We start from the raw sequence: 23,366 nt of genomic DNA on the forward strand, positions 1-23,366 counted from the left end.
CAAGATCACAGGCACTGGCAAATATTGCGAAACAGCAAAAAATACCACATCGTACCCTCTACCCGAAATTTTCTGCTACATTCAGAGCTGAGCTCATGAAAGTGGGCTGAAGGTGCAACTTCATGTGGTTTATGATAGTATCCTCACGTTGTTTGGGGAGTGATGTGTCGTTTCGTAATGTGTCTCGTCTCTTGGTTCTGTCGTTACCTGTGTTATGAATCAGCTATAACACTACTGTTACTAGTATACATACACTGGCAAGTGATAATTATACGTCGTGGTATCAAAGATGTCAATAGTTTTTAACATCTTTATTTTGAGGATCTTCTCTTTTGGCCACGATCAGCTTTAAAGTGGCTCATTTTACATTCATCTACTAATAGTAAACGCAGCGAGATGGAAATTTATTCCATCTCTTTTATCTCAAATATTTTTGTTCAGAGGATGTCTGAAAATCACTTCCATGGGACACATTATCGGTAGACTTTCGCGCCTTTGGCGCTCCAACGGTTATAATTGTGATGTAAAATTGTGCGCAATGCGCACAATTTTACATCACAATTATAAAGAAGTATGGGCGCTAAAGCGCCCGAGTGCGGCGGGTAGCATATTCCCCGATGAGTGTGGAAAGCAAACACTATGTCAGGCGACTTGCATTAAACGCTCGGAAGCTTCAAGCGCTTCGGCAATTTCTTCACCAAGGGCTGGATTCCAGACTTGCTTGGCGTCAACCCAGCGTGTGTGCAGCAAGGCCAGGAGCTGACGCTGATCATCACTTGAGAGCAGATTCAGGTCAACCAGGGACTCTGGCTTGCCAGGATAGCTGATGGTGAGCACAAAATTATCAATGCGCATATTGGCCTGTCCATTGAGTTGATAGGTGTGGGAGGAACCCAGTTTACGGCAGAATGAGACACCACCCAGACAGCCAATCAGAATACACACAACAGCAAGAATACTGACCACGATTCCTGCCAGACTCAGAAGTCCAGCCAGTCCTGTGGTAATCACCATGAGGGTTGGATAGGGGATATGGGTTGTCCAGCCGAGCAGGATTGCCGGTACCAGGCCAACCAGTGCAGTAACGAAACACCAGAAGGCGCTGTTCATAATCCAAAAGATACTTTTCATGTTTTCAGCTGAGAGATCACGCACTGTAACGGTGTCTTTGCCTTCAAAGGTTACCATACCAGCGGTGTGCCCTTCACGTAAAGCATGCAGGAAACGTATGACCAGCACACTACCCAGGAGCGAGACAAAGGAGATGAACCATGAGAGCGCCACCAGCGCATCCTGCCATTTTAAATACAGCGTGAAGTTATGGACATATGTCGTCCATAATCCGATACCACTGAACACGCCAATAACTGCGCATAGAATGAGTCCCAGAAAAAATAACCAACCCAGCCTGCGGATGCGTAGGTATTGCGAATGCGCTAAATCAAAACGATACGTATCTTCTACCGGTTGAATCATGACTCTACCCCTAATTTACAGCGATGACTTTTGCCATATATATCATTCACATGGACAATCCTCTGCTCGCGTTTTTACTATTCTATGCTGTAACGATTCAGACTATACCAATGGTTACAAATATTCATCAGATTTTCTTGTCATGAATCATTTTTACACTGGTGATTTCTTTATTCTTCACCTATCAATGTATTATGACGAATAAACATACGATTGGTTTCTAGTATCTTTATATCACTATGTGTCACAGTATACCAAAAAAGGGATTGAGGCAGAGTGGGGACGAATATTGCTTATTTTTGCCGCTATTATCGTGAATTAGCACGCAAATCGTCGAAGAGGATGGTTTGTAGATAGCGCTCGGCGGCACTGGGAAAAACAGTCACAATCACTTTTCCATGATTCTGCTCTTTACGCGCTTCCTGGAGGGCGGCCCAGGCCACGGCTCCACTACTGATACCGATGGAGATGCCTTCTTTTTTCATGATCTGGATTGCAGTTTCAACGGCATTGTGATCGGTAACTGTGATGACGCGATCAATGAGGTCAACGCGCAAGGTGTCGGGAATAAAACCTGAGCCCAGTCCTTCGATACGGTGCGGGCCAGGACGCCCACCGGAAAGCACGGCACAGGTAGCGGGTTCGACGGCGATAACTTCAAGTTCAGGTTTGTGCGCACGCAAGCCCTCGGCCACACCCGTCAAAGTGCCACCCGTACCAACACCAATAACAACCATATCTACGGTGCCAGCGGTCTGCTCCCAGATCTCGACGGCGGTCCCATCTCGATGGGCACGGGGATTGGCCTGATTGTAGAATTGTTGTGGATACCAGCTATTAGGAAGCGTTGTACGCAGTTCGATAATTTTGTTGATGGCTCCGCGCATCCCTTGTGCCGCAGGAGTCAGGATAATCTCTGCCCCGAAGCGCTGCAAGAGGAGGCGGCGCTCCAGACTCACTGTGTCCGGCATAGTAAGAATGCATTGGTAGCCACGGGCGGCCGCAATGGCGGCGAGGGAGATACCCATATTACCACTGGTCGGTTCTAAGATGGTGCTACCAGGTTTGAGGAGGCCCTGCACCTCGGCCTCAGCGATCATCTGTAAGGCCACCCGATCCTTTGAGCTTCCGCCAGGACTAAACATTTCCAGCTTGGCTAAAATCTTAGCCATGGCTCCTGGCTGTTCACCGGGATTATCTTCCTCAGCAGCAAAGCGCCGCAATTCAATCAGAGGAGTACGACCAACTAATTCAGACGCATTTTTTGCCCAATGCACCATAACTCTTTGCTTGCCTTCTTTCTGCAGAATCACTCCTCTGGTAATAAAGCACGGATGATGCTGACTAATTCTTGCATATTAAATGGTTTGCGTAATAGAATGCCAGCCTGTAAGCCCATACGGTGCAATTCCCAGTCATGGCTACCGGTGATCACAATGATCGGTGTATTTTTTGTGTTGCTATGTCCACGTAAATATTTGTAGAGAGATCCACCATCTAAATTAGGCAGCCCCACATCCAGAAGCACCAGATCCGCTCCGATATGGGGTAGTTGATCTTTAGCTGCCTGGCCGTCTGCAAAAATATGGACCCGCCATTGACCAAACAACTTCAGCATGTCGCAAAACATCTCTGTTAACCGTGGATCATCCTCAACAATAGCGATCAATTTTTGCTGCTCTGCTGCTTCAGCCACGTACGACCATCCCCCCTTTACACACTTTACACACATCCTTATGTTTTTTGCTATCAAGGTATCTGTTTTTTGCTATCAAGGTACAGGAATCACAACATCCCCTATCAGGAGTAAAGAAGGGATCAGGTGAGGACATGACAGCCCCCTCTTTTTCCCTACCTCTTATATAACGTGTGCGCCGCTACCCGGGCGAGAAATCAAGAAGCTACAACGCATTTTTTTATTATATATAGTACATTGTTTCTTCTGTATTACCTGTACGGTGTTTTTGAGCCAATTCCTCGATTGTGGTGGCAGTCAGGATTTGTTGGGTGACAGTGTCTATTTGTTGCCAGACGTCGCGCAAAGCACAGCCGGGAGAAAGCTTGCAAAAATCTGGATTGGGCAAACATTCCATGGGTGGAACGTATCCTTCAAGGGCCTGCATCACCTGTGCCATCGTAACCTGGCTCGGCGCTTTCGCGAGCATGTGCCCACCTTTGGGGCCACGAACGCTCTTCACCAATCCTTCTTTACGTAACACCATGAGGATCTGATCGAGATATTGCTCTGGAATGTGCTGACGACCCGCAATATCCGCGCTTTCAATCGGCCCTTGCCCGTAATAGGCAGCCATATCGAGCATTGCTCGCAGGCCGTAGTCTCCCTTCATCGTTAACTTCATTGTAGGAGCCTTTCAGTTGGGCAAAGTGACTGAGTTTAGATAGCTGTTTATCTAGTGTTTAGAATATATCAGTAGAGAATGCATGTCAATGGTTTTTGCCAGTAAAGTTGACTAAACTGGTAAACTTTCTATTGGCTTAACATATGATAAGCTCGCATCAAAATTGATTAAATTCTGCTGAGAATACTAGTAAACAGAAGCATTAGGCTTGCAGGTGCTGACAGAGATATCTATAATGAAGCGTAGAAACATAGGTGCGATCTTTTCGCTATTCTGATGCCTGCCTGTGTTTATTGGTGGATTACCGGGAGAGAAAAACTATGCAGCAAGGCACTACCTGGCAAACGAACCAGGAGAATCAGCCACAGTTAAAGGTGCTGGTCGTTGATGATGAGGATAACATTATAGAGCTTATTCGACTCGGTCTACGCTATGAGGGATTCCAGGTTGAGGTGGCTTCTGATGGTGAGCAAGGGATTGCGCTCGCGCAGCGCATTGATCCAGATCTGGTGATTCTTGATGTGATGATGCCTGGTATTGACGGACTTGAGGTCTGCCGACGCCTGCGTAGCAATCCTACGACTCGCGATATTCCTGTTTTGATGCTTACCGCTAAAGATGAGGTGGGAGATCGTATTCGGGGACTGCAAACCGGTGCCGATGATTATTTGACTAAACCATTTGATTTTTATGAGTTACTTGAGCGTATTAAGGCTATTTTACGACGGCAAAATCGCTCGAAGTCTTCCCAGAGCGAGACCAGTGGGGAAGATGCAGCCCAGTTACTGCAATTTGGCGATCTGCGCATGAATACTGCTACACGCGAGGTGACACGTTCCGGTCGACAAATTGAGTTAACGGCAACCGAGTATAACTTACTGCATCTTTTTATGAGCCATCCTCGCCAGGTTCTGGATCGCCAGACGATTCTTAATCGGGTCTGGGGCTACGATTTCCTGGGGGAGACGAATATTATTGAGGTGTATGTACGTTACCTGCGAGAAAAAATTGAGGACTCTCCTAGCTCACCACGTTTGATTGTGACCGTCCGTGGTGTTGGCTATGTATTAAAGGGATAAACGTTTTCGACTATCTCTCGTTATTTGTCATGCGGAGTATCAACATCATGCCAGACCATTATGCTATGGGATTACGAAGCAGGTTAACGGCTCGATCTGCTCAGATCAAAGCTGCTTATCTTCCTTTTCTGGGAAATTTGTATTTGACAGGCCCGGCCAGGGATGAAGAGACGACCCAACCACTGAATGCTTCCCTTACGAATGGTGGTGGAGATCGTCGACAACATAATAATGCCCCTTCGTGGTTGCGCCCATTCTTTAGCTTACGTATACAGCTGACGTTTGCGTATGCGTTGCTGCTGATTTTAATGGTGGCATTCGCTGGCCTCTTGCTCAATCAGAGAGTCTCAACTCCCTATATGATGCTGGTGATGCTGGTTCTCGTGGTGGTTGGCTCCGCACTGGCTTATATTGTGACTTCACTTTTGCTGCGACCACTGGCTCGCGTTACGGATGCCGCTCAGGCAATTGCGATGGGCGATCTGGCTCAGCGCGAACGTTTACCTCTACGCTTACCCCCACAAGATGAGATCGATCGCCTGTCTGGGAGCGTCGATGCGATGGTTTCTCGCCTTGAGAAAGCTGAAGAACTGCAACGTGCCTCACAGGATCGCTTTCATCAGTTTTTCTCGGATGCGTCCCATCAGTTGCGTACTCCCCTGACTTCTATTCGCGGCTTCACTGAACTTTTGATGCGTGGTGCCAAGGATGATCCAGAAACGTCACAGCGTATTCTTAAACGTATGAAAAATGAGTCCGAACGCATGACGCTGCTGATCAATGATCTCCTGACACTGGCTCGTCTGGATGATACTCATCCGATGAAATTACAGTATGTCGATATGATCGATATGGCCATTGAGGGCATCGAGCAAACAAAATCACGCGCCAATGACGAACGTAAAATTCGCTTACAACTTGCATATAATGATAAGCTAGGGGTGCAGGCTGATAAAGAACGTGTGAAGCAATTGTTATTCATTCTACTGGATAATGCATTAAAATATGGTCGCCCCGCCCCTACTGGTGAGATTACACTGAAACTGGATAAACAACAGGGACAGGTCACTGTCAGTGTGATTGATAATGGCGATGGAATTCCTAAAGAGGATCTAGAGCATATCTTTGAGGCTTTTTATCGCGGTCGCCATCGCTCTTCGGCTAATCCCACACCCGTCATTGGGACAGGGCTTGGCCTGACTATCGCTTCTGCCATTGTGCGAGCACATAATGGCGCGATTAGTGCGCATAGCGAGCCTGGCAATACTGAATTCAAGGTGCTTTTACCTTGCACAGACTAAATTGATCTTGTATTCAGGTTGAAAGCTCAACTACGCATATTTCCTACACAGATTGACCATCGCTGGTTTACCATGATACACTGCCTTAAGTAAAAATAAGGGTAATATGGTTGTAGGACAATCCTTATAGCCACCCGGATAAAGGTAAGATATTGCTATGTGGACCTCTACGATGGACCTTGACCAGAAGAAGGTGCTGCTAACGCAGCTACTTGGTCACTTTTACCAGAATATCTTTTTTTCTTCTTATTCACCGTTACAAGTCCAAAATTTGCCACGCCAATCTCTACCCGAAAGTAGCTGGGTGCGTGTTCGCAATCGCCTTTCCGGTATCTGTGGCAGTGATTTACATCTGCTTTTTCGAGGTAGCGGCGATCAACGCGTGGCCTCGGCAGCTACTCCCAGCCAGAAAGAATTTTATCCCGGCCATGAGGTGGTGGGTGAGGTAATTGAGGTGGGCGATGATGTGCAACGGGTGCATGTGGGAGATCGCGTTGTGCTGCAATGGCGACCCAATTGTATTACGGCTGGCGTTCAGTCCCTCTGCCATGCCTGCTCGACAGGTAACTATAATCTCTGTGACCATGGCTCTTTTCTGTCTCCCCCACCCCTGGGCGGTGGCTGGAGTGAAGAGATGTTACTGCATGAGCAACAGTTGTTCCGCGTGCCTTCCAGCTTGAGCGATGAGCAGGCAGTCATGTTAGAGCCAACGGCAGTGGCAACCCACGCAGTGCTACGCCATCTTCCTCATCCCGGAGAACGCGTCTTGATTATCGGGGCCGGCACGGTCGGCTTACTGACCCAGCAGGTTATACGAGCGCTGGTACCGCAAATTGAGATCAGTGTGCTGGCCCGCTATCCATTTCAAGTGGAACAGGCGACACGCATGGGCGCGTCCCAGATCATTTATGAAGATGGTGCCTATGAAGGTATCCAACGCGCGACCAATGCCACACTCCATAGAGGCATACTGGGTAATCAGATGCTCCAGGGTGGCTATGATGTCATCTACGATACGATCGGACAGAAGCGTAGCTGGTTCCGTCAAAATACCTTACACCACGCGCTACGCTGGGTACGCTCCCGCGGCTCCATTGTCCTGGTCGGCATGAGTCAACATCCGATGAATATCGATCTGACTCCTCTCTGGAATCAGGAGATCTCGCTACTGGGTAGCAATAGCCATGGACTAGAATATTGGCCCCTGGAAGGTCATGAGCAGACCTCCACATTTCGCGTGGTCTCAGAGCTGATTCAGCAGCGCCGCATTACGCCCGAGCAGTTAATTACCCATCATTTCGCATTGGATAACTATAAGAATGCCTTACTGACAGCGAAAAATAAAGCCGAGAGTCGGGCCACAAAAGTGGTCTTTGATTATTCGCTCTTGCCCGCTTCAGTAGTTCCAAATGTGCGTGCCTCTGCTCCACGCATCCGTCGCCAGTCAACCATTAACTTCATGGAACGCTCAGGCGATGAGGTCAGGCAGTCAGGCGACTATCCACTGAATGTTCCACTGACACCAGGCAAACAGAAAGAAATTCCGTCCGCACAACCGCATACCAAGGAATTGGCCAGAAAACCAAAGGCCACCAAAGCAGCGGAGGAATTCGACGATGATGATACTGCGACAGCACTGCCAGTAATGGGTGGCAGACACGCGACTGGAGACTTCAGGACGTATGTACCGCAATCCCAGATGCAGGGTCATGTTGAGTTTCCTCATATCCAGCAGGAAGAGCCAATCCCGGCCCAGGGACCAATATACCGCTCCGAAGATCTGGAGTTGGAGGACAGGACTCAGCGTGTCTCGCGCTCGCAGTTGATTCCACAAACCGAAACAGAACTCAATCTGGAATCAGATGCAACGACGCTTTTTCCGCGCAGTTCTATTCCTCTTTCCTCCGAACTGGTCTCGGAGTATGAACAACAGGTACCAGAGGAGCCTCGCGCGGCTTCTTCATCCGAGCTTAACTCCATCTCTCATCCAGAACTGGCTTCTGCGGATGATGAGCTTAACTCCATCCCGCATCCAGAACTGGCTTCTGCGGATGATGAGCTTAACTCCATCCCGCATCCAGAACTGGCTTCTGCGGATGATGATGCCACACCATCTATCCTGGATGATATTGAGGAAATGGATCAGGTTGAAGAGGTACAACCGGAAGCACTGGAGATTGAAAGTGTTGCCGTTTCATCTGAGCCAGCATCCCCTATCGCTAGCAATACTGAGGAACCAGCAGGATTTGTTGCTGAGACACCATCGTCAGATCTGGTAGGGACAACGCTGACCGAGCATGAACCTGCACAAGATATAGCTTATGAAGAGATCTCCCCTATTTCTGTAGACGATGAACAGAAACAGGACGTTGAGGAACTCAATGGTGATCCTGAACCTCTGGAACCATATATCATGCACGATGAGAACAGTTATGTACCAGAGCCTCAAGAGCAAGATGGATCATTGGTTGAGGAGAACACCAAAGTACCAGAGCCTCAAAATGCGATTGTAAGCCCCGATAGTGGCTCTGAAGATGCTGAGACATCCACTGAGCAGTCTGAACAGGTCACGCCGGTAGATCAAGCTCAGGAGACCCCTGTGGTGGATGCGCAGGTGGAAACAGAGACGCCATCCACGCATCAAACAGAGTCTGTAGCGGAGGAGGGAGATGCGGCGAGTTCAGCAACCATCTCATCCACTGATACGTTACAAGAGATAGAAGAGGCACAGACACCACGCGTGCAAGCGCAACGACCTCGCAATCGCAAAAAGAGAGCAGGTAGCCGCTAACAGCGTTCAATATACATTCACAGGGCGATAGATTTTGCTAAGCATGCCTGTCTCCAGGTCCATAGTACAGAGGGCTTGCAACATAGTTAGATCTATCGCCTCTTTATTTGCTCGATGATATATGTGAGGGGCTGGAGTAGTTAGCAATAACTGGGAGTAAACAATGGATAACCATGAATCACTATTCGAACACTCAGATGGTGATACAGCACATAAAATTTTTGAGAATCCTTCACCTGGGAAGCTGCAATTTCGCTCCCCGGGCGTGTCACATTCCTCGCCAATAGCCTCACCAGAACAGGAGTCCACTTCCCCATCAGATAAGCCCGCTATACCTGATGCGCCAAAAAGTGTTGTACCTCCTGAAAAGCCAGAACTGGCGAAAAAGCCTGGGCCACGGCGAACATTTCATTGGCGCGTAGCGGTGCCTCTGGCACTACTGGCGGCTCTGGTCATTGTAGGAAGCCTCTTTATCGGCCGACGCCTTATTTTTGGTCAGGTGGCTTTAATCCCATCACCGAAGACCCCTGCTACAGTCGGCAAATTTGTGGCACCGCCTTTAACCAGTCAGCAAATCGATGATTTACGCCATCTTTCAACACATATGAAGGATCGGCAGTTAGCGTATCTTACGGTCTCGAAAATGCCATTGGATCAGGAGATCGGGCAGATTATGATGGTTGAGTACCAGCAAGATGGATATTCACCTACCCTGGATACGATGATCCATATTCTCCATGCCGGTGGCGTGATTATGTACCAACGCCAGATTAATACCCTGGCCCAGACGAAACGGGATACTGCTCATATGCAGCAGCGGGCGGATTTTCCGTTGTTGATCTCGGTGGATGAAGAAGGCTGGAATGTGCATCGCCTGACCAATGTGTATCCACCCCGCCTGTCGGCACGCGATATCCATAATAGTAAGAGTGTCACGGTCGCGACCCATGAAGGAACCAAAGTCGCTCATGACCTTCTTTCACTGGGCATCAATACAAACTTCGCTCCTGATGTGGATGTCTCGACGGATGATGGCTATATTGGCTATGATCAGCGCTCCTTTGGACCTACAGCGGATGATGTGATTACGTATGCAGGCGCTTATACCAGAGCCATGCAGTCTGGAGGGGTCATTGCGAGTATGAAGCACTTTCCCGGCCTCGGCAGTGCCCCCAAATCCACTGATCCACATGCGGTCTTTGTCACGGTTAAACAGACAAAAGAACAGCTGTATCATACTGATCTGGCACCGTTCCAGCATTTTGTTCATTCCAACGATAAGATGGAACAACCCGGTATCATTATGTCAACGGACGAGCTGGTTCCTTCGATTGATCCTACCTATATTGCTGAACTATCACCTACCTTCATGACAAAAATCCTGCGGCAGGAGATGGGCTATGATGGAGTGGCCATAACCGATGCCCTGACCATGCTTGGAGTCCAGGTCAATGGTAAACATATTGGCTTGCCTCAAGCCGGTGTGATGGCGCTGAAAGCTGGCAATGATCTGTTACTGGGCTCCGGCAGTCCTGAGAGTTTACAGGCCATGGTCAACGGCATCAAAGCCGCCCTGAAGGATGGCACGCTCTCGAAGAGCAGGCTGGATGAAGCCGCTACTCGTGTACTGGCCTTAAAAATGGAACGCAATCTGCTTCCTGCGGTTGCGCCCGAAAATGCCTGATAAAAAAAGGGAAGCAGAAGTGGAAACATATTTCCTTCTTCTGCTTCCCTTTTTTTGTAGCAATCGCAGCCAGGCACCCGGTCAATCAGGACTGTGTGCCACGCTGGAGTCGCTCGATGATATCTTTTAAGCGCCGCGTCTCAGTGGCATGCTGCTCACGCATCTTGATCATCTCTTGCTCTATATCTTCCTGCATTCGCTCCATGCGGTCCTTCATGTGCAGGATGGCTTCCACTCCAGCCAGATTAACGCCTAGATCACGCATTAAGCGGCGTATCTGAATCACGCGTTCAATGTCATAATCCGAATACAGGCGCGGGCTGTGTGGACTGGTACCTTTTCGCGCAGGCGAGATCAGTCCTAAACGTTCGTAATGACGCAAAGTTTGTTCGTGAACATCGGCCCGTTGGGCAGCGATACTAATTATGTACCAGGCGCCATCACCATTGTCTAGCATGATTGCTCCACTCTCCTTTTGCTGCGCTATGAATGAGCTTCAACTCCTCGGCTACGCGCTAGCTTCTCAAACAGTTCTCGTTCTTCGGCAGTGAGTTGCATTGGTAATACAACTTTGACGTGGGCATAGAGGTTACCACTGCCTTCACCACGAAGACGCGGCATACCTTTACCAGTCAGGCGGAACTGCCGATCGTTCTGGGTCTCAGACGGAATGGTGAGGAGAAATTTGCGTCCATCAGGTGCGGGGACGGCAACTTCTCCACCGAGCATGGCTTTGACCAGTTCAACATTGACAGCAACATGCAGATCATCACCTTTACGCTCAAAGGTTGGGTCAGGCCTGACGCTAATCACCAGAAAGAGATCACCACGCGGTCCACCACCAATGCCTGGCTGACCCTCGCCAGCCACACGGATCTTTGAACCATTGTCCACGCCTGCTGGAATTTTCACCTGGAGGCGTTTGCTCTTGGGCACCTGTCCTTGACCACCACACGTGGGACAGCTTTTGTTATTGACCTCGCCCGTTCCACGACAACTGGTGCAGACTTCAGTGGATTGAATGTTGAAGGTACGTGAACCACCCATATAAGCTTCTTGCATGCTTACTTCAACGGGTTGCTCAATACTGTCTCCCGCTCGACGCCGGAGATCATCACGCATTCCACCACCCATGCCAGCGCTACGACCGGCAGCATTGCTACGACCAAAGAGGGCCTCGAAGAAATCGGAGAAACCACTGGCCCCACCTGCATCAAAGTCAAAAGGTGAGCGCGCACCACCACCACCGCCGCCATAAGAATAGGTACGACGGCCAGCACCCGAGAAATTGGGACCAAATTGCTCCTGCCAGTTCGGACCAAGCGTATCATAGCGTTTCCGCTTGTCGGCATCGGAGAGCACTTCATAGGCTTCGTTGATCTCTTTAAATTTCTCTTCAGCCTTCTTATCGCCCGGATTGACATCAGGATGATGCTTACGGGCCAGTTTACGGAAAGCTTTCTTGATGTCATCCGAGCTTGCGCCTCGTGCTACCCCCAATATTTTGTAATAATCTTTATAATCCATGTCCCAGCCCTCTTACAGAATATTGTCTACGAGGCACGGTCAGTACCTCCGTCAGTTTGGGTCTTACTTGCTGCCAACACTTACTTTCACACGGGCTGGACGTAGTGTTTCTTCGCCTAAGGTATAGCCTTTACGTAGCTCTTCTAATACCACCCCATCAGGCTGCTCACTACTCTCGACAGCTTCTACCGCCTCATGCATATAAGGATTGAAAGACTCGCCAACGGTAGGCACTGCGTTGAGTCCTTCGCCTCGTAAGACTTCGTTCATTTGCCATTGGAGCATGTGCAGGGTGTGCTGAATTTGTGTTTTATCCATGGTATCTTCATACATCAGTGCACGCTCAACATTGTCCATGACTTCTAATAGTTTATTGAATAAGGCCTTTTTCTGATACAGAACGCGATCAGAGACCAGGCGTTCCTGGCGCTTACGGAAATTATCCCAGTCCGCTCGTTCGCGTAGGTACTTGTTCCAGTTTTCAGTCGATTCTTTCTTGGACTGGGCCAACTGGGCCTCTAAATCAGCGATGCGCTGCTCTACATTCTTTTCTACACCATTTGTATCTTTTTGATCTATTATATTAGCCTGATCAGCTGATTTATCTCTCTGCTCTTCCATCATTAAATTCGTGCGGGTATCCCTGCCGATCACGGCATGGGGAGGGAGCACGCCTCCTTTTTTTAATGTCATTCATCAAGAAAATGCCCCCGAAGGGGAGGGGGAGAAAAGTGCGGTTCCTCCTCCTAACCAGAGATGGCTGGCACCCTTTCCCGCACGAAGTAACGTTTGCCTCGCCAATGATACCGGCCTGCCTATTCTCTCAGCACTGCCTCGAACCCCGTCTGGCTGCTTAACTGAGCGATTATAGAGCCTGGGACTGGCGTGCATCCCAAGGTATGTTCTTGAGCACTACCGATATCGTAGCCCGATAGGGATTCCTCCCCCTGGCTGAGGCTGGTCAAGTCCGGGCTTGCAGAAGACGAGTAGAAGTTACTCCATCTGCAAGCCCCCGCCTTTCAGCGTGGGGTACTTGACAAGGATATGCACAAGCTTTATTGTCTTAACAGTATAAAACTTGAGTCGACTACTGTCAAGTTTCCTGCTCATCGTCAAAGATGTAGCGGCAGACCCATCGTACGTGCAATGTCGGTACGTTGGGTTGATCCAGCCAGCATGGTTCTAGTCGTCGACCATTTCTTGCCATTCCTCGGACCAGCGACCGCCACGGGTGAGCAGGATGGGACCCATGAGGTTGTCCTGCTGGATGTTGATGCGTTCCCACTTCCAGAGTTCGAGCACGGCGATAAATGTGACGATGATGACGAGGCGTGAGGTTTCACTGGCAATAATCTCGTTGAGGGCGACCATGGTGGAGACGCTGAGGCGAGTGCGGATCTCTGTAATGCGTTCGCTGACGCGTACACGGGCAACGGGCATGAGTTCTATTCCCGGGACCACTTTTTTCTCCTGCTGCTCCAGCAGACGTTGAAAGGTTTCCGAGAGAGCGGTAGCTTCCATACCGACCAGCGTCGGCGGGGTCCAGGCTAGCTGGGCTTCGATGCCCGCCAGCAGGCTCGAACGACTGTATGTCTGGAGTCCTTGTTCTTCACGCCGGCGCAGGACCGTGGCGATGTCTTTGGCCAGTTTGTATTCAAAAAGATGTCGCTGCAGTTCGTCAGCCATGGCACCGGCACTATCGGACACACCAGCCTCTTGCTCACGTGGCGTCTGTGGTAGCAAACTCTGCGATTTAATAAAGAGCAGCCGGGCCGCGATAGAGACGAAGGCAGCCATATTTGCCAGAGGCAAGACGTTCTGCTTTTCCCAGAGGCGTAATTGCTCCAGATATTGATCGGTAACTTCGAGGAGTGAGATGGTGGTAATCTCCATCTGGCGCTTTTCGATCAGGTGCAAGAGCAGGTCAAGTGGTCCTTCAAAGACGGGCAAGTGGACGATATAGCGGGCCTGCTCTTCGGCGGTTGCTTCTTCGGAGGAAGGGAACTGCTCTACCACCATCAGGATACCTCGTCGACCAGATAAAGTTCGGCGGCCGGTCCGTGCGGCTGGTGATGAGTACGAATATAGAGCACGGCTCGCTCGGATAGTCCAGCAGCAGCGGCGAGCGAAGCACCAACTTCAGCATGATACCAGGCATAACTGAGGGCACGACGCCAGCGAGGATAACGCGCGTGTTCAATGTGCTCAGGATCAATAACGGAGCGTTGTAAAAGGCTCGGCGTGAACTTCTTGCCCAGAACGATCATGGGGCGCGTCCAGAAAGGAACCCGGCCTTCGGCTTTACCGACATCGTGGAGTAATGCGGCTGCCAGCAAATCATGCTCCTGGCAACCTCTCGCCTGGAGTCCACGACAGACACGCAGACTGTGCTGCTGATCCGCCGGCGTCATAGTCCGAAAAAGGTTGAGGGCCGGCCGGGAAAGCCAGCGCTCAACTTCTCGATAATCTTCGGTGCTCAATGGTGGTACAAATCCAAGCTGTTGACGTACCTGCCGTAAACGATACATGACCGTGGCGACGAAATTCATACTTGCCTTCTATTGAAAGATATAATTTCCATAAATATAATATTGGTCGAGTGGTGTACCAGCCATCAATGAGGCCAGGAATAAGGCCAGCGAGCTAATATAAGAGGCCAGTTTGAACAAAGGAAACTCACGCAGCCCAGGCGTGAATTGGACGATAAAGGGTAAGAAAAAAAACAAAATCAGGATGATAAAAGGTCCGTAGGCCGCTGTGCGTGCGAATTGGACTGCCTGCCGGCTGGGCAAGAATGTATACAATACTTGATAACCATCCAGTGGATAACAGGGAATCAGATTGAAAATGGCCAGGCCGATATTTACGGTGGCAAAGACGCTCAGCAATTTCATGACGAAATGCAGGGCAATATTGTCTCCTGTAATTGGAATAATGACTCGTGTCAGGGCCGCCACTGCCAGTCCAATCAGTAAATTAAACAATGGACCCGCGCATGCTACAAGCAATATACCAGTGTTAGCGCCTACCTTCATTTTCCAGGGATCTGGCTTGATCGGGCGTCCCCATCCTATTCCGAGATAGGCTTGAAAAGCCATGATCACACACAACAAGGTTCCAATTGGATCAATATGCGATCCCAGGCGCAAAGTCTTGCGCTCCAGTGTACCGGGAGTTCGATCTCCTAACTGATAGGCCATTTGTGCATGCGCCCATTCGTGCAGGGGGATGGCTGCAAGAAATGAGACGATTATCATTAGCGATAAGATCACATCTAACATTCACTCACTCATTCTTTCAAGCTAAAAGATCTATCTCCATACCTTCACAGGCGGAGCGCGTCTGCGCAAAGTGCGTCCGGGCTTCTGCTTCCATAAGATCTAGCTGATTATCGTCGTATGTCGGTTCATGGTGAAATAAGATCAGTTGTTTCACGCCCGCAATGCGTGCTACTTCGGTGGCCATAAAAACGGTACTATGGCCGAAACCTTGCTTCTCTTTCTGGTAATCCGGGGTCGTATACTGCGCATCGTGAATCAGCACATCCGCACCCGCCATGAAATCTAGAAACGCTTGCTCGATATCGCTGTTCCACTCTACATCTGTCGCATACACAACACTACGTCCTGCATACTCTACACGATAAATAATAGCACCATTTAAAGGATGGCTGTGTGTGAATCTGGCCAGGATACGAATCTCGTCGGACGCCAGTGTCGGTGCCTTCGCGGCGATTGTCGTCACATCGGGATTTTTTGCGCCTTGCTTCCAACTGATGCATTGGTCATCTACGATGGTGTGAAATGTGCGTTGCGATGGGAGTTGTCGTACATCTACAGGAAAATATGGTGGCGACATGAGCGGTACCATCAATTCTTCTATATTGTGTCCCGCTAGCTGAGGACCAAACAGGTGCAGATTGGTACGGGGATCAAAAAGTGGAGAAAAAAATGGAAAACCTAGCAGATGGTCACTATGCCCATGGGTAATAAACAATGAGACATTGAATTCGGCTCGGTCGTTCATCTTTTGCATGATGGCTGAACTCAAGCCGATAATTCCACTGCCAGCATCAAAAATAAGCGTCTGCCCTCCTGCCCTTATCTCAACACAGGAGGTGTTACCGCCATGGCGCAGCGTACGGGGACCAGGAGTAGGATAGCTGCCACGTACTCCCCAAAATCGAACCAGAAAACGCGATTCCTCGACATTGCCCATATACATATTGCTCCTACGCACCCTACTTTTTATGATAGCCGGCTCACCATATTATAACGTCTGGTGAAAGTATTGAAAAGGTTGCTTCCTCGCTATTTGAAACGATTAAACAAGTTCAACCGTGAACCTATTGTTAAGTAAAGGTTAATTAATGCCTCGGAATAATCCTAATACATCTATCACCTCATATGTAGTTCATATGAGGGAAGCTTGAATCATGGAGGAATAAAAATGACCTCTCTCCGCCAGAATCCAGAACGTGGCCGTTCTACAAACAACGGTGCGAAACAAAAGGCCCAGGATCTCACATCTGATGCCGCAACGAACATTAAGTCCGGCACCAAAACAGCAGGTCAATTTGCGAAGAAGTTTTATCACGATTGGTCTCACCATCTGACCCAGGCGCTTACCTTTGGTCTGGTAACTTCTGTAATCCCATTGGGCATGCTGATCATTGCGATTATTGGTAACGTTATTGGTAGCCTCAATCCTGATGCTCGTACCCAGTTTATTAAACATCTTCAAGGGGTTTTGCCACCGCAGATCTTGCCAGCAGGAATTACGTCGTCTGCGCTCCAGAAATTTTCACAGGGCTCGGGCATCTGGATTTTCGTGAGTGTTCTTACGGCGATCTTCTTTGGCTCACGCCTCTTTACCCTGCTTGAGGCCTGTTTCGATATTATTTATCGTGTACCTCAACGCCCACAGAAACAAAAAAATATCCTGGCCATCATTATGGTCCTTGTTTTTATGGTGTTGACTCCTTTGCTGGTTCTGAGCTCAGTCATCCCTGAACAAATAGTGTCAATCATGCAAAATACGCCACTAACCTCTAACATGAGCATGGTCAACCGCATCATTGGCGTTATCACCAGTCTGCTGGTTTCCTTTGTATTATTCGAGGTTATGTATACCTTCATTCCTAATCGTAAAGGGACCTTAAAAGGACGCCTGCGTGCCAGCGCTCCGGGTGCTATTGCTGCCGCTGTGGTATTGCAGATTGGACTGGTCCTTTTCCCACTCTATATCCGCAACTATACCAGTGGGATCGTGGGACAGATCGCTTTCGCCCTGGTGTTCATGCTTTTCTTCTATGTAATTGCACTGGTCATCTTGATTGGTGCCACAGTAAATGCTTACTTTGTAGAAAATGTTCAACCAACACCTAACGATTTTGTGACCCGCGTCAGTCGTAGTAGCTAATTGCTACTTTCCTGGTAGTCTGTCAGACATCATGTGATAGGGTGGCAGGGATGCAAGCGAGCATGCCGGGGGCATGATCAAGCGGCGAGCCCCTTGACTGGGGGATCGGGGCTGGGCCCCCGGCATCTCCCCCCAGTCCGCCCGCGTAGCGGGCGCACAACCCATCATACCGAGTTTGACAAAATACTAGAAGCGTATCCGGTGATGAATTCATTACCGGATACGCTTTTTTTAACCTGTTCATAGCCAGAAATTGCTTGACCGCTTACGCACATTATTATTAAATATAAGCATGTCGATTAAAATTTGTATCTTGGACGTTGGGGTAGATTGATAGAAGAGGAAGATGAGATGAATATTTTGATCTATATTGCAGTGCCAATTGAGAATGAGCAGACCATATGTGCAGAGCTCAAGCGCTGCTGTGCAGAAACAGGGGATCAATTAATTGGACATCGGGTCTACAAAGAAGTAGGCGAGGTGCTTTTTGTCGTATGTCTGGCACATCAATATCTCCTGACCAAACATGTACATATTCTTAATCAAGCCTTACAGGCTCAACTCATCCTCTCGTTTCAACCCGAACAGGCTCAAGTCATGACTATATCTAGCCAGGGGAACGTATTAGCTCCCCATAATATCACTGCCCTGCTGAAAGGTTTTCCGTTACAGCCCAGTGAATCCTGGTTTCCCGCTATTGAGGATAGTGAGAAGGCATATCTCTGTATAAATACCAGAAAACTCAATCATCAACAGATCTCCTGGCTGAATAGCCGCCACCTAACCTATCTACCTGCATAAGCCCTGAAGCTGTTGCAGGCAGGTGTAGTCCGATGTGACGATATGCTACAATGGATAGGCAGAGTATGTCCTCTCTGTGGTAATCCAGGCTACGAGGAGTTTTCTATCCATGTGGAAACAGGGAAGTCTTTTTCCCCTGCTGGCTTTGCTGCCAGCCCTCTTCCTTGAGGGAAAAAACACCTATGCACTGTCCCAGGAACAGCCAGACAAGCAACTCATTCCCACTTCTCTTGAGCAGGTAATCGGACTCGAAAGCGAGGCAAGCAGTAGCTATGGGCAAAGGAAGAAATAATCATTCTCAAAACGGTTGGCATCCTGAGGATGACGATTATTTTGTTGAGAATCGCTATATTCATGAAGATGATTACGAGGGCTATGAGGATTATCTGGATTATGATGACCCTCCAGCCCGCACTCAGCGTGCTTCTCGTGCCTCTCGTCCTCCGGGTACCCGTCCACGCCGGGCGCGTGAAGGCACTCCCTCACGTCCTTATCAACAACCTCCCAGGCGTGTGGCACGACAGATATATGCTCCACAGAAACGCCGGGTCTGGCCAACGCTCTTACTGGGCTGTATGTTTGGCGTTTTACTGGTCGTGGGTGTACTGGCACTACTGGTTTTTCTGGGCCTCAACTCGATCCAGAATGGCGGTCATCTTAGCGGTCTGCCTGGCTTACCAGGCAAAAAGCCGTTCACTCAGGCGGTAACGCAAGAAGTTAAACTGACCCAGGTTACGCGTATTCAGGTATGCGACAAGATTGGTAATGTCAGTCTCAAGATTGATCCAGCGGCTACTACCACCACCGTGAGTGCTCTGAAAACCGTCCAGGCCACCAGTGATGCTGCAGGTAAAACCCTGCTCAATCAGGTTTCAATCGAGATTCAACCGCTGATGACGTTAACCAAACCGTTGAGCTGTTCCAGCCAGACCACCACTCCGACGACTACGGGGACGCCTACTGCGACACCAGGCGCTGGTGACAATACCAGCGCGCTGGTAATTAACGTGACCTTACCTGAAACAACAGACAATCAGGTTGATCTAACAGTGACGATGCCGCCAGCCGTTGTACAAACAACTGATCGTCCCATGACGCCTATCCAGGTAGATGCTGCAAAGGGCAATATTGCTGTTGATGGACTGAGCGGCATCTTCAATCTGCACGGAGTCGATGGCAATGTCACGGTCTCGCATGCGGTCCTGGCCGATGGCTCCAGACTTGAAACCAGCCAGGGCGATGTGACTTTTGGCGGCTTTCTTCTGCTACCTACCGATCCCCAGGCCAATGCCCGCTATATGTTACGCAATGAAAACGGCAAGATCAACGTCACACTACCAGCCAACAGCAATGTTACGCTGGATGCCAACACCAACATCGGTGCGATCCGTAGCGATTTTCCGATCAAGGTCACCAACAATGGTGGACCCGTTAATTATCACGGACCACTTAATCCCAATGCGAGCACGACCTCGCCAGCAACTCTTGTCCTAGATATCAGCACTGGCGACGTTCATATACTAAAGGCCAGAGAAGCTACACAGTAGCTCCACGTGCTTGTCACTTTAAACCAGCCAAAGTATAATGGCACATGCTCAGGGAACTGCTACAGTTTGGGAAGCAAAATTATCATTATAGGTTACGTCATAATTTTGTGTTTTTTGCGTTTCCTGGCTATCTTATTCCCTGTTACACCAGCCACGCTCACGCAGAAAGGAGGGCCGTAGTGCTTACCTGTCATAACAATAGGAAATGCAACTACGGTAGATTTTCATGAACGCGGTGAACAATCCTACAGTGCTTGGTTCACTTCAATTTTTGACCGGACCATTGGCCGGCAAAACTTTTCCGATTACTAAACCCATTACAAATATGGGCCGTGAACCCGGCAATGATATAGTTATTTCTGATCCATCCGTATCACGCCATCATGCACAGATCATGTGGAATGGCAATGTGTGGTCAATTAAGAAGGCAGCGCCTCAAAATACCATTTTGCTCAATCAGCGCGAGATCAATCAATCGCCCCTCAATGATCGCGATACAATTAGTTTAGGTCAGGGGACAACCTTTCTTTTATTGATTGCAGACAGTGCTCGTCCTACGCCGAACTCGACTGAGCGTGGCGCGAATGTCCCTCCGGCGACGCCACAGGTGCAGGCACCACCTGCGTATCCACCCATGCAGGCGCCAATGGGTAATCAACAGCAACCACCAAATTATGCCGCGGCTCCTCTCAGCAATCCTGGTGTGAGGAATGGTAATGGGCAGCCAGCACCACCGGCATATAATTTTGATGAGGTTCTGCCAACCCAGGCGCAACAGCCGTTTGATATGAGCGGTGGCCGACCAGCTGGCATAGTTGGCACTCCAACCCTTGAGGTCAGTACCAATACTGATCAAGAAAAGCATCAATATCCATTAACACCTGATCGTCAGGTCTTTGATATTGGGCGCGATCCTTCAAATACCATTGTGATTAATCGCCCGACTATTTCCAGTTTCCATGCACAAATTGTGCGCGAAGGCAATCAACTGGTCCTGATTCATCCTCATCCTAAACGCGGTCATACATTGAATGGTTTGACCTTCCAGGGACAAAACATTGCTGGTCAACAACAATTCCGTCGTGTCCTGACCCGCGGAGATGTGTTTCGTATCAGTGATGCTAATGGTACCTTTGTTTCTCTCACCTATAATGATGGAAGCGGTCAGGTACAGGATGCCGTTCCTGAACTACAGCCAATCCAACTGGGGGCACCTGTCATTACATTGGGTCGCGCACCTGATAACATGGTTGTCCTGAAACATCCACAGGTCTCCAGTCATCATGCTCGCCTGGAACAGGTACAGGGCGGCTATCGCCTGGTGGACCTGAATAGTACGAATCATGTCTATGTAAATAGCCAGCGTGCTTCCAATCAAAACCTGACACCAGGCGATATCATTCGTATCGGTCCATTCAAACTCACGTATACAGGTACCGTCCTGACACAACAGGATGAAAGTTATGGTATTCGGATCGATGCGTTGAATCTGAAAAAGGAAGGCAATAAACATGTCGTTCTGCTCAACGATATCTCTTTTGCCATTCCGCCTCGTAAGTTTGTTGCTCTGGTTGGTGGTTCCGGTGCCGGCAAATCGACGCTGATGGATGCGCTGAACGGCCTGCGTCCTGCTCAACAGGGTATGGTCCTCTATAATGGACAGGATTATTATCGCAATCTGGCATCCTTCAGCACTCAACTGGGCTATGTTCCTCAGGATGATATTATTCACCGTGAGTTGTCGGTTGAACGAGCGCTGTACTACGCGGCTAAATTACGCCTGCCACAGGACTTTACAGAGAAGCAGATTAAAGAACGCATCGATGAGGTGCTCGAAGATGTTGAGATGAAGCATCGCCGTGGTCTGCTGGTCAATAAGCTTTCCGGCGGACAACGTAAACGTGTCTCGATTGCATTGGAATTACTGGCGAATCCTAGCGTCTTCTTCCTGGATGAACCAACCTCGGGACTTGATCCGGGTCTGGATCGTAAGATGATGTTGTTGCTGCGTAAACTGGCTGACAAAGGTCACACGATTGTCCTGGTTACGCATGCGACCAACAATATCAATGCCTGTGATTACATCTGTTTCCTCTGTCAGGGTGGACGACTGGCGTACTTTGGACCCCCAAATGATGCTAAAGCGTATTTCGGCAAAACGGACTTTGCTGAGATCTATAGCGCACTTGAACCGACAGATGAAAATCCTAACATTCCTGATGAAGCTGAGGCTAAATTCAAGCAGTCCCCTGATTATACTCGCTATGTGGTGGGCACTATCCAGCAAGGACCGGCCGGTAATGCCAACTTGAGAACACCGGCAGCACCGGTCAAAGCACCGAAGCCTGGCAATCCCTGGAAGCAGTTTATTCTGCTCTCTATGCGCTACATAGAATTAATCTTGAATGACCGGGTCAATCTGGCTATCCTGGTTTTACAGGCACCAATTATTGGTTTACTCTTGCTCGGCCTTGCCGGTAGTGGCTCCTTTAATGAAAATAAGGTCGCTACCTGTGTGGGTCACGTGGTCATGACAGATCCCAACTCGCATAAAACCGATAATTGTCAGGTCGTGGTTGACTTCTTGAAGACCGACCAGGGTAAAATGGCTGCTCAGCAACAAAATCTTACACCAGATGAATTTCTTAAACGCTCTATCCTGCCAGGATCAGGTTCAGATGCGCAAAAGTTACTCTTCATCATGTCCTTTGCCGCCATTATGTTTGGTTGTATTAATGGATCCCGTGAAATTGTGAAAGAGTCGGCTATCTATCGACGGGAGCGTTCCGTCAATCTGGGTATAACGCCATATCTCTTCTCCAAATTTGCGGTACTTGGTATCTTTAGTCTGGTTCAAAGCCTGATTCTGGTCACCATGGTCTCGATCAGCGCGCCTTATAGACATAGTGTCTTTTTACCGCCATTCCTGGAGATTTATATCTCAATGGCACTGACTTCACTCGCGGGACTCATGACTGGACTGCTCATCTCCGCGATCGTTCCTAACAATGATCGCGCCATGAGTATTGTCCCCTTGCCGCTTATCCCGCAAGTTATCTTTGCTGGCGTCATTTTCTCACTCGATAAACCACAATTCCTGCAGGTAATTGGTGCCTTTTTCAGTGCCCGTTGGTCTATGGCCGCTATGGGCACCACAGTCGGACTGCATGGAGACAAACTCGATGCTGATAACTTCTCCTACATCACAAGCTTATTCTCATCCGTCAATAAAAACAATCAGCCAGCTTCATTAGCTCACCTTCTGCTCTGCTGGGGTGCCTTGCTGGTGATGATCCTCATCCAGGGACTTATCATCGCCTGGTGCATCAAACGCAAAGACGTACGAGCATAAGAAAATAAAAGAGATCCTCAAGAACGC

General features: G+C 49.1%; 20 protein-coding genes. 9 read left to right on the top strand and 11 right to left on the bottom strand.

The window, feature by feature from the left end:
* Positions 1–642: 642 nt before the first annotated feature.
* From KDW_RS08390 to KDW_RS08405, 4 genes are all read right to left on the bottom strand, one after another.
* Positions 643–1,476 (bottom strand): hypothetical protein, encoded by an 834-nt coding sequence (locus KDW_RS08390; RefSeq protein ID WP_151755539.1) that lies wholly within the window; start codon positions 1,474–1,476, stop codon positions 643–645.
* 308 nt (positions 1,477–1,784) lie between these two features.
* A complete protein-coding gene (gene cysK, locus KDW_RS08395) occupies positions 1,785–2,756 on the bottom strand; it encodes a cysteine synthase A (RefSeq protein ID WP_151755540.1) in 972 nt (323 codons plus the stop codon).
* A 29-nt stretch (positions 2,757–2,785) separates the two neighbouring features.
* Positions 2,786–3,172 carry a response regulator transcription factor gene (locus KDW_RS08400; protein ID WP_162005051.1) on the bottom strand — a complete coding sequence of 129 codons (387 nt, stop codon included), beginning with the start codon at positions 3,170–3,172 and terminating at the stop codon, positions 2,786–2,788.
* 223 nt (positions 3,173–3,395) lie between these two features.
* Positions 3,396–3,836, bottom strand: coding sequence for an RrF2 family transcriptional regulator (locus tag KDW_RS08405; RefSeq protein ID WP_151755542.1), 441 nt, complete (start codon positions 3,834–3,836; stop codon positions 3,396–3,398).
* 320 nt (positions 3,837–4,156) lie between these two features.
* On the opposite strand from KDW_RS08405, the gene KDW_RS08410 reads away from it, so the two are divergent.
* The 4 genes from KDW_RS08410 (at position 4,157) to KDW_RS08425 (ending at position 10,691) form a co-directional block, all read left to right on the top strand.
* The gene (locus tag KDW_RS08410) at positions 4,157–4,915 is read left to right on the top strand and encodes a response regulator transcription factor (protein ID WP_151755543.1); all 759 of its coding nucleotides are present in this window, start codon (positions 4,157–4,159) and stop codon (positions 4,913–4,915) included.
* Positions 4,916–4,962: 47 nt separating this feature from the next.
* Positions 4,963–6,216, top strand: coding sequence for a sensor histidine kinase (locus tag KDW_RS08415; protein WP_162005052.1), 1,254 nt, complete (start codon positions 4,963–4,965; stop codon positions 6,214–6,216).
* Between the two features lie 157 nt (positions 6,217–6,373).
* Positions 6,374–9,007, top strand: coding sequence for an MDR/zinc-dependent alcohol dehydrogenase-like family protein (locus KDW_RS08420; RefSeq protein WP_151755545.1), 2,634 nt, complete (start codon positions 6,374–6,376; stop codon positions 9,005–9,007).
* Positions 9,008–9,170: 163 nt separating this feature from the next.
* Positions 9,171–10,691, top strand: coding sequence for a glycoside hydrolase family 3 N-terminal domain-containing protein (locus KDW_RS08425; RefSeq protein WP_151755546.1), 1,521 nt, complete (start codon positions 9,171–9,173; stop codon positions 10,689–10,691).
* 85 nt (positions 10,692–10,776) lie between these two features.
* On the opposite strand, the gene KDW_RS08430 is transcribed toward KDW_RS08425, so the two are convergent.
* The 7 genes from KDW_RS08430 to KDW_RS08460 form a co-directional block, all read right to left on the bottom strand.
* The gene (locus tag KDW_RS08430; RefSeq protein ID WP_151755547.1) at positions 10,777–11,148 is read right to left on the bottom strand and encodes a MerR family transcriptional regulator; all 372 of its coding nucleotides are present in this window, start codon (positions 11,146–11,148) and stop codon (positions 10,777–10,779) included.
* A gap of 26 nt (positions 11,149–11,174) precedes the next feature.
* A complete protein-coding gene (locus KDW_RS08435) occupies positions 11,175–12,218 on the bottom strand; it encodes a DnaJ C-terminal domain-containing protein (protein ID WP_151755548.1) in 1,044 nt (347 codons plus the stop codon).
* Between the two features lie 63 nt (positions 12,219–12,281).
* Positions 12,282–12,911, bottom strand: coding sequence for a nucleotide exchange factor GrpE (locus KDW_RS08440; protein WP_151755549.1), 630 nt, complete (start codon positions 12,909–12,911; stop codon positions 12,282–12,284).
* 489 nt (positions 12,912–13,400) lie between these two features.
* Positions 13,401–14,237: a segregation and condensation protein A gene (locus KDW_RS08445; RefSeq protein WP_151755550.1), complete on the bottom strand. Its 837-nt coding sequence runs from the start codon at positions 14,235–14,237 to the stop codon at positions 13,401–13,403.
* On the bottom strand, positions 14,237–14,767 hold the full coding sequence (locus KDW_RS08450) for an HD domain-containing protein (RefSeq protein WP_151755551.1): 531 nt from the start codon (positions 14,765–14,767) through the stop codon (positions 14,237–14,239). The genes KDW_RS08445 and KDW_RS08450 overlap by 1 nt, the downstream gene beginning before the upstream one ends.
* Positions 14,768–14,776: 9 nt before the next feature.
* Positions 14,777–15,499, bottom strand: coding sequence for a site-2 protease family protein (locus KDW_RS08455; RefSeq protein ID WP_151755552.1), 723 nt, complete (start codon positions 15,497–15,499; stop codon positions 14,777–14,779).
* A gap of 16 nt (positions 15,500–15,515) precedes the next feature.
* Positions 15,516–16,436, bottom strand: a complete 921-nt coding sequence (locus tag KDW_RS08460) for an MBL fold metallo-hydrolase (protein ID WP_162005053.1) — start codon at positions 16,434–16,436, stop codon at positions 15,516–15,518.
* 231 nt (positions 16,437–16,667) lie between these two features.
* On the opposite strand from KDW_RS08460, the gene KDW_RS08465 reads away from it, so the two are divergent.
* From KDW_RS08465 to KDW_RS08485, 5 genes are all read left to right on the top strand, one after another.
* Positions 16,668–17,639: a YihY/virulence factor BrkB family protein gene (locus KDW_RS08465; RefSeq protein ID WP_151755554.1), complete on the top strand. Its 972-nt coding sequence runs from the start codon at positions 16,668–16,670 to the stop codon at positions 17,637–17,639.
* A 351-nt stretch (positions 17,640–17,990) separates the two neighbouring features.
* The gene (locus KDW_RS08470) at positions 17,991–18,440 is read left to right on the top strand and encodes a hypothetical protein (RefSeq protein ID WP_151755555.1); all 450 of its coding nucleotides are present in this window, start codon (positions 17,991–17,993) and stop codon (positions 18,438–18,440) included.
* Positions 18,441–18,549: 109 nt separating this feature from the next.
* Positions 18,550–18,732, top strand: coding sequence for a hypothetical protein (locus KDW_RS08475; protein WP_151755556.1), 183 nt, complete (start codon positions 18,550–18,552; stop codon positions 18,730–18,732).
* The gene (locus KDW_RS08480; RefSeq protein ID WP_151755557.1) at positions 18,713–19,987 is read left to right on the top strand and encodes a DUF4097 family beta strand repeat-containing protein; all 1,275 of its coding nucleotides are present in this window, start codon (positions 18,713–18,715) and stop codon (positions 19,985–19,987) included. The genes KDW_RS08475 and KDW_RS08480 overlap by 20 nt, the downstream gene beginning before the upstream one ends.
* A 226-nt stretch (positions 19,988–20,213) precedes the next feature.
* A complete protein-coding gene (locus KDW_RS08485) occupies positions 20,214–23,339 on the top strand; it encodes an FHA domain-containing protein (protein WP_151755558.1) in 3,126 nt (1,041 codons plus the stop codon).
* The last annotated feature ends 27 nt before the right edge of the window (positions 23,340–23,366 follow it).

The sequence above is a fragment of the Dictyobacter vulcani genome (assembly GCF_008974265.1).
In the GTDB taxonomy this organism is placed as follows: Bacteria; Chloroflexota; Ktedonobacteria; order Ktedonobacterales; family Ktedonobacteraceae; genus Dictyobacter; species Dictyobacter vulcani.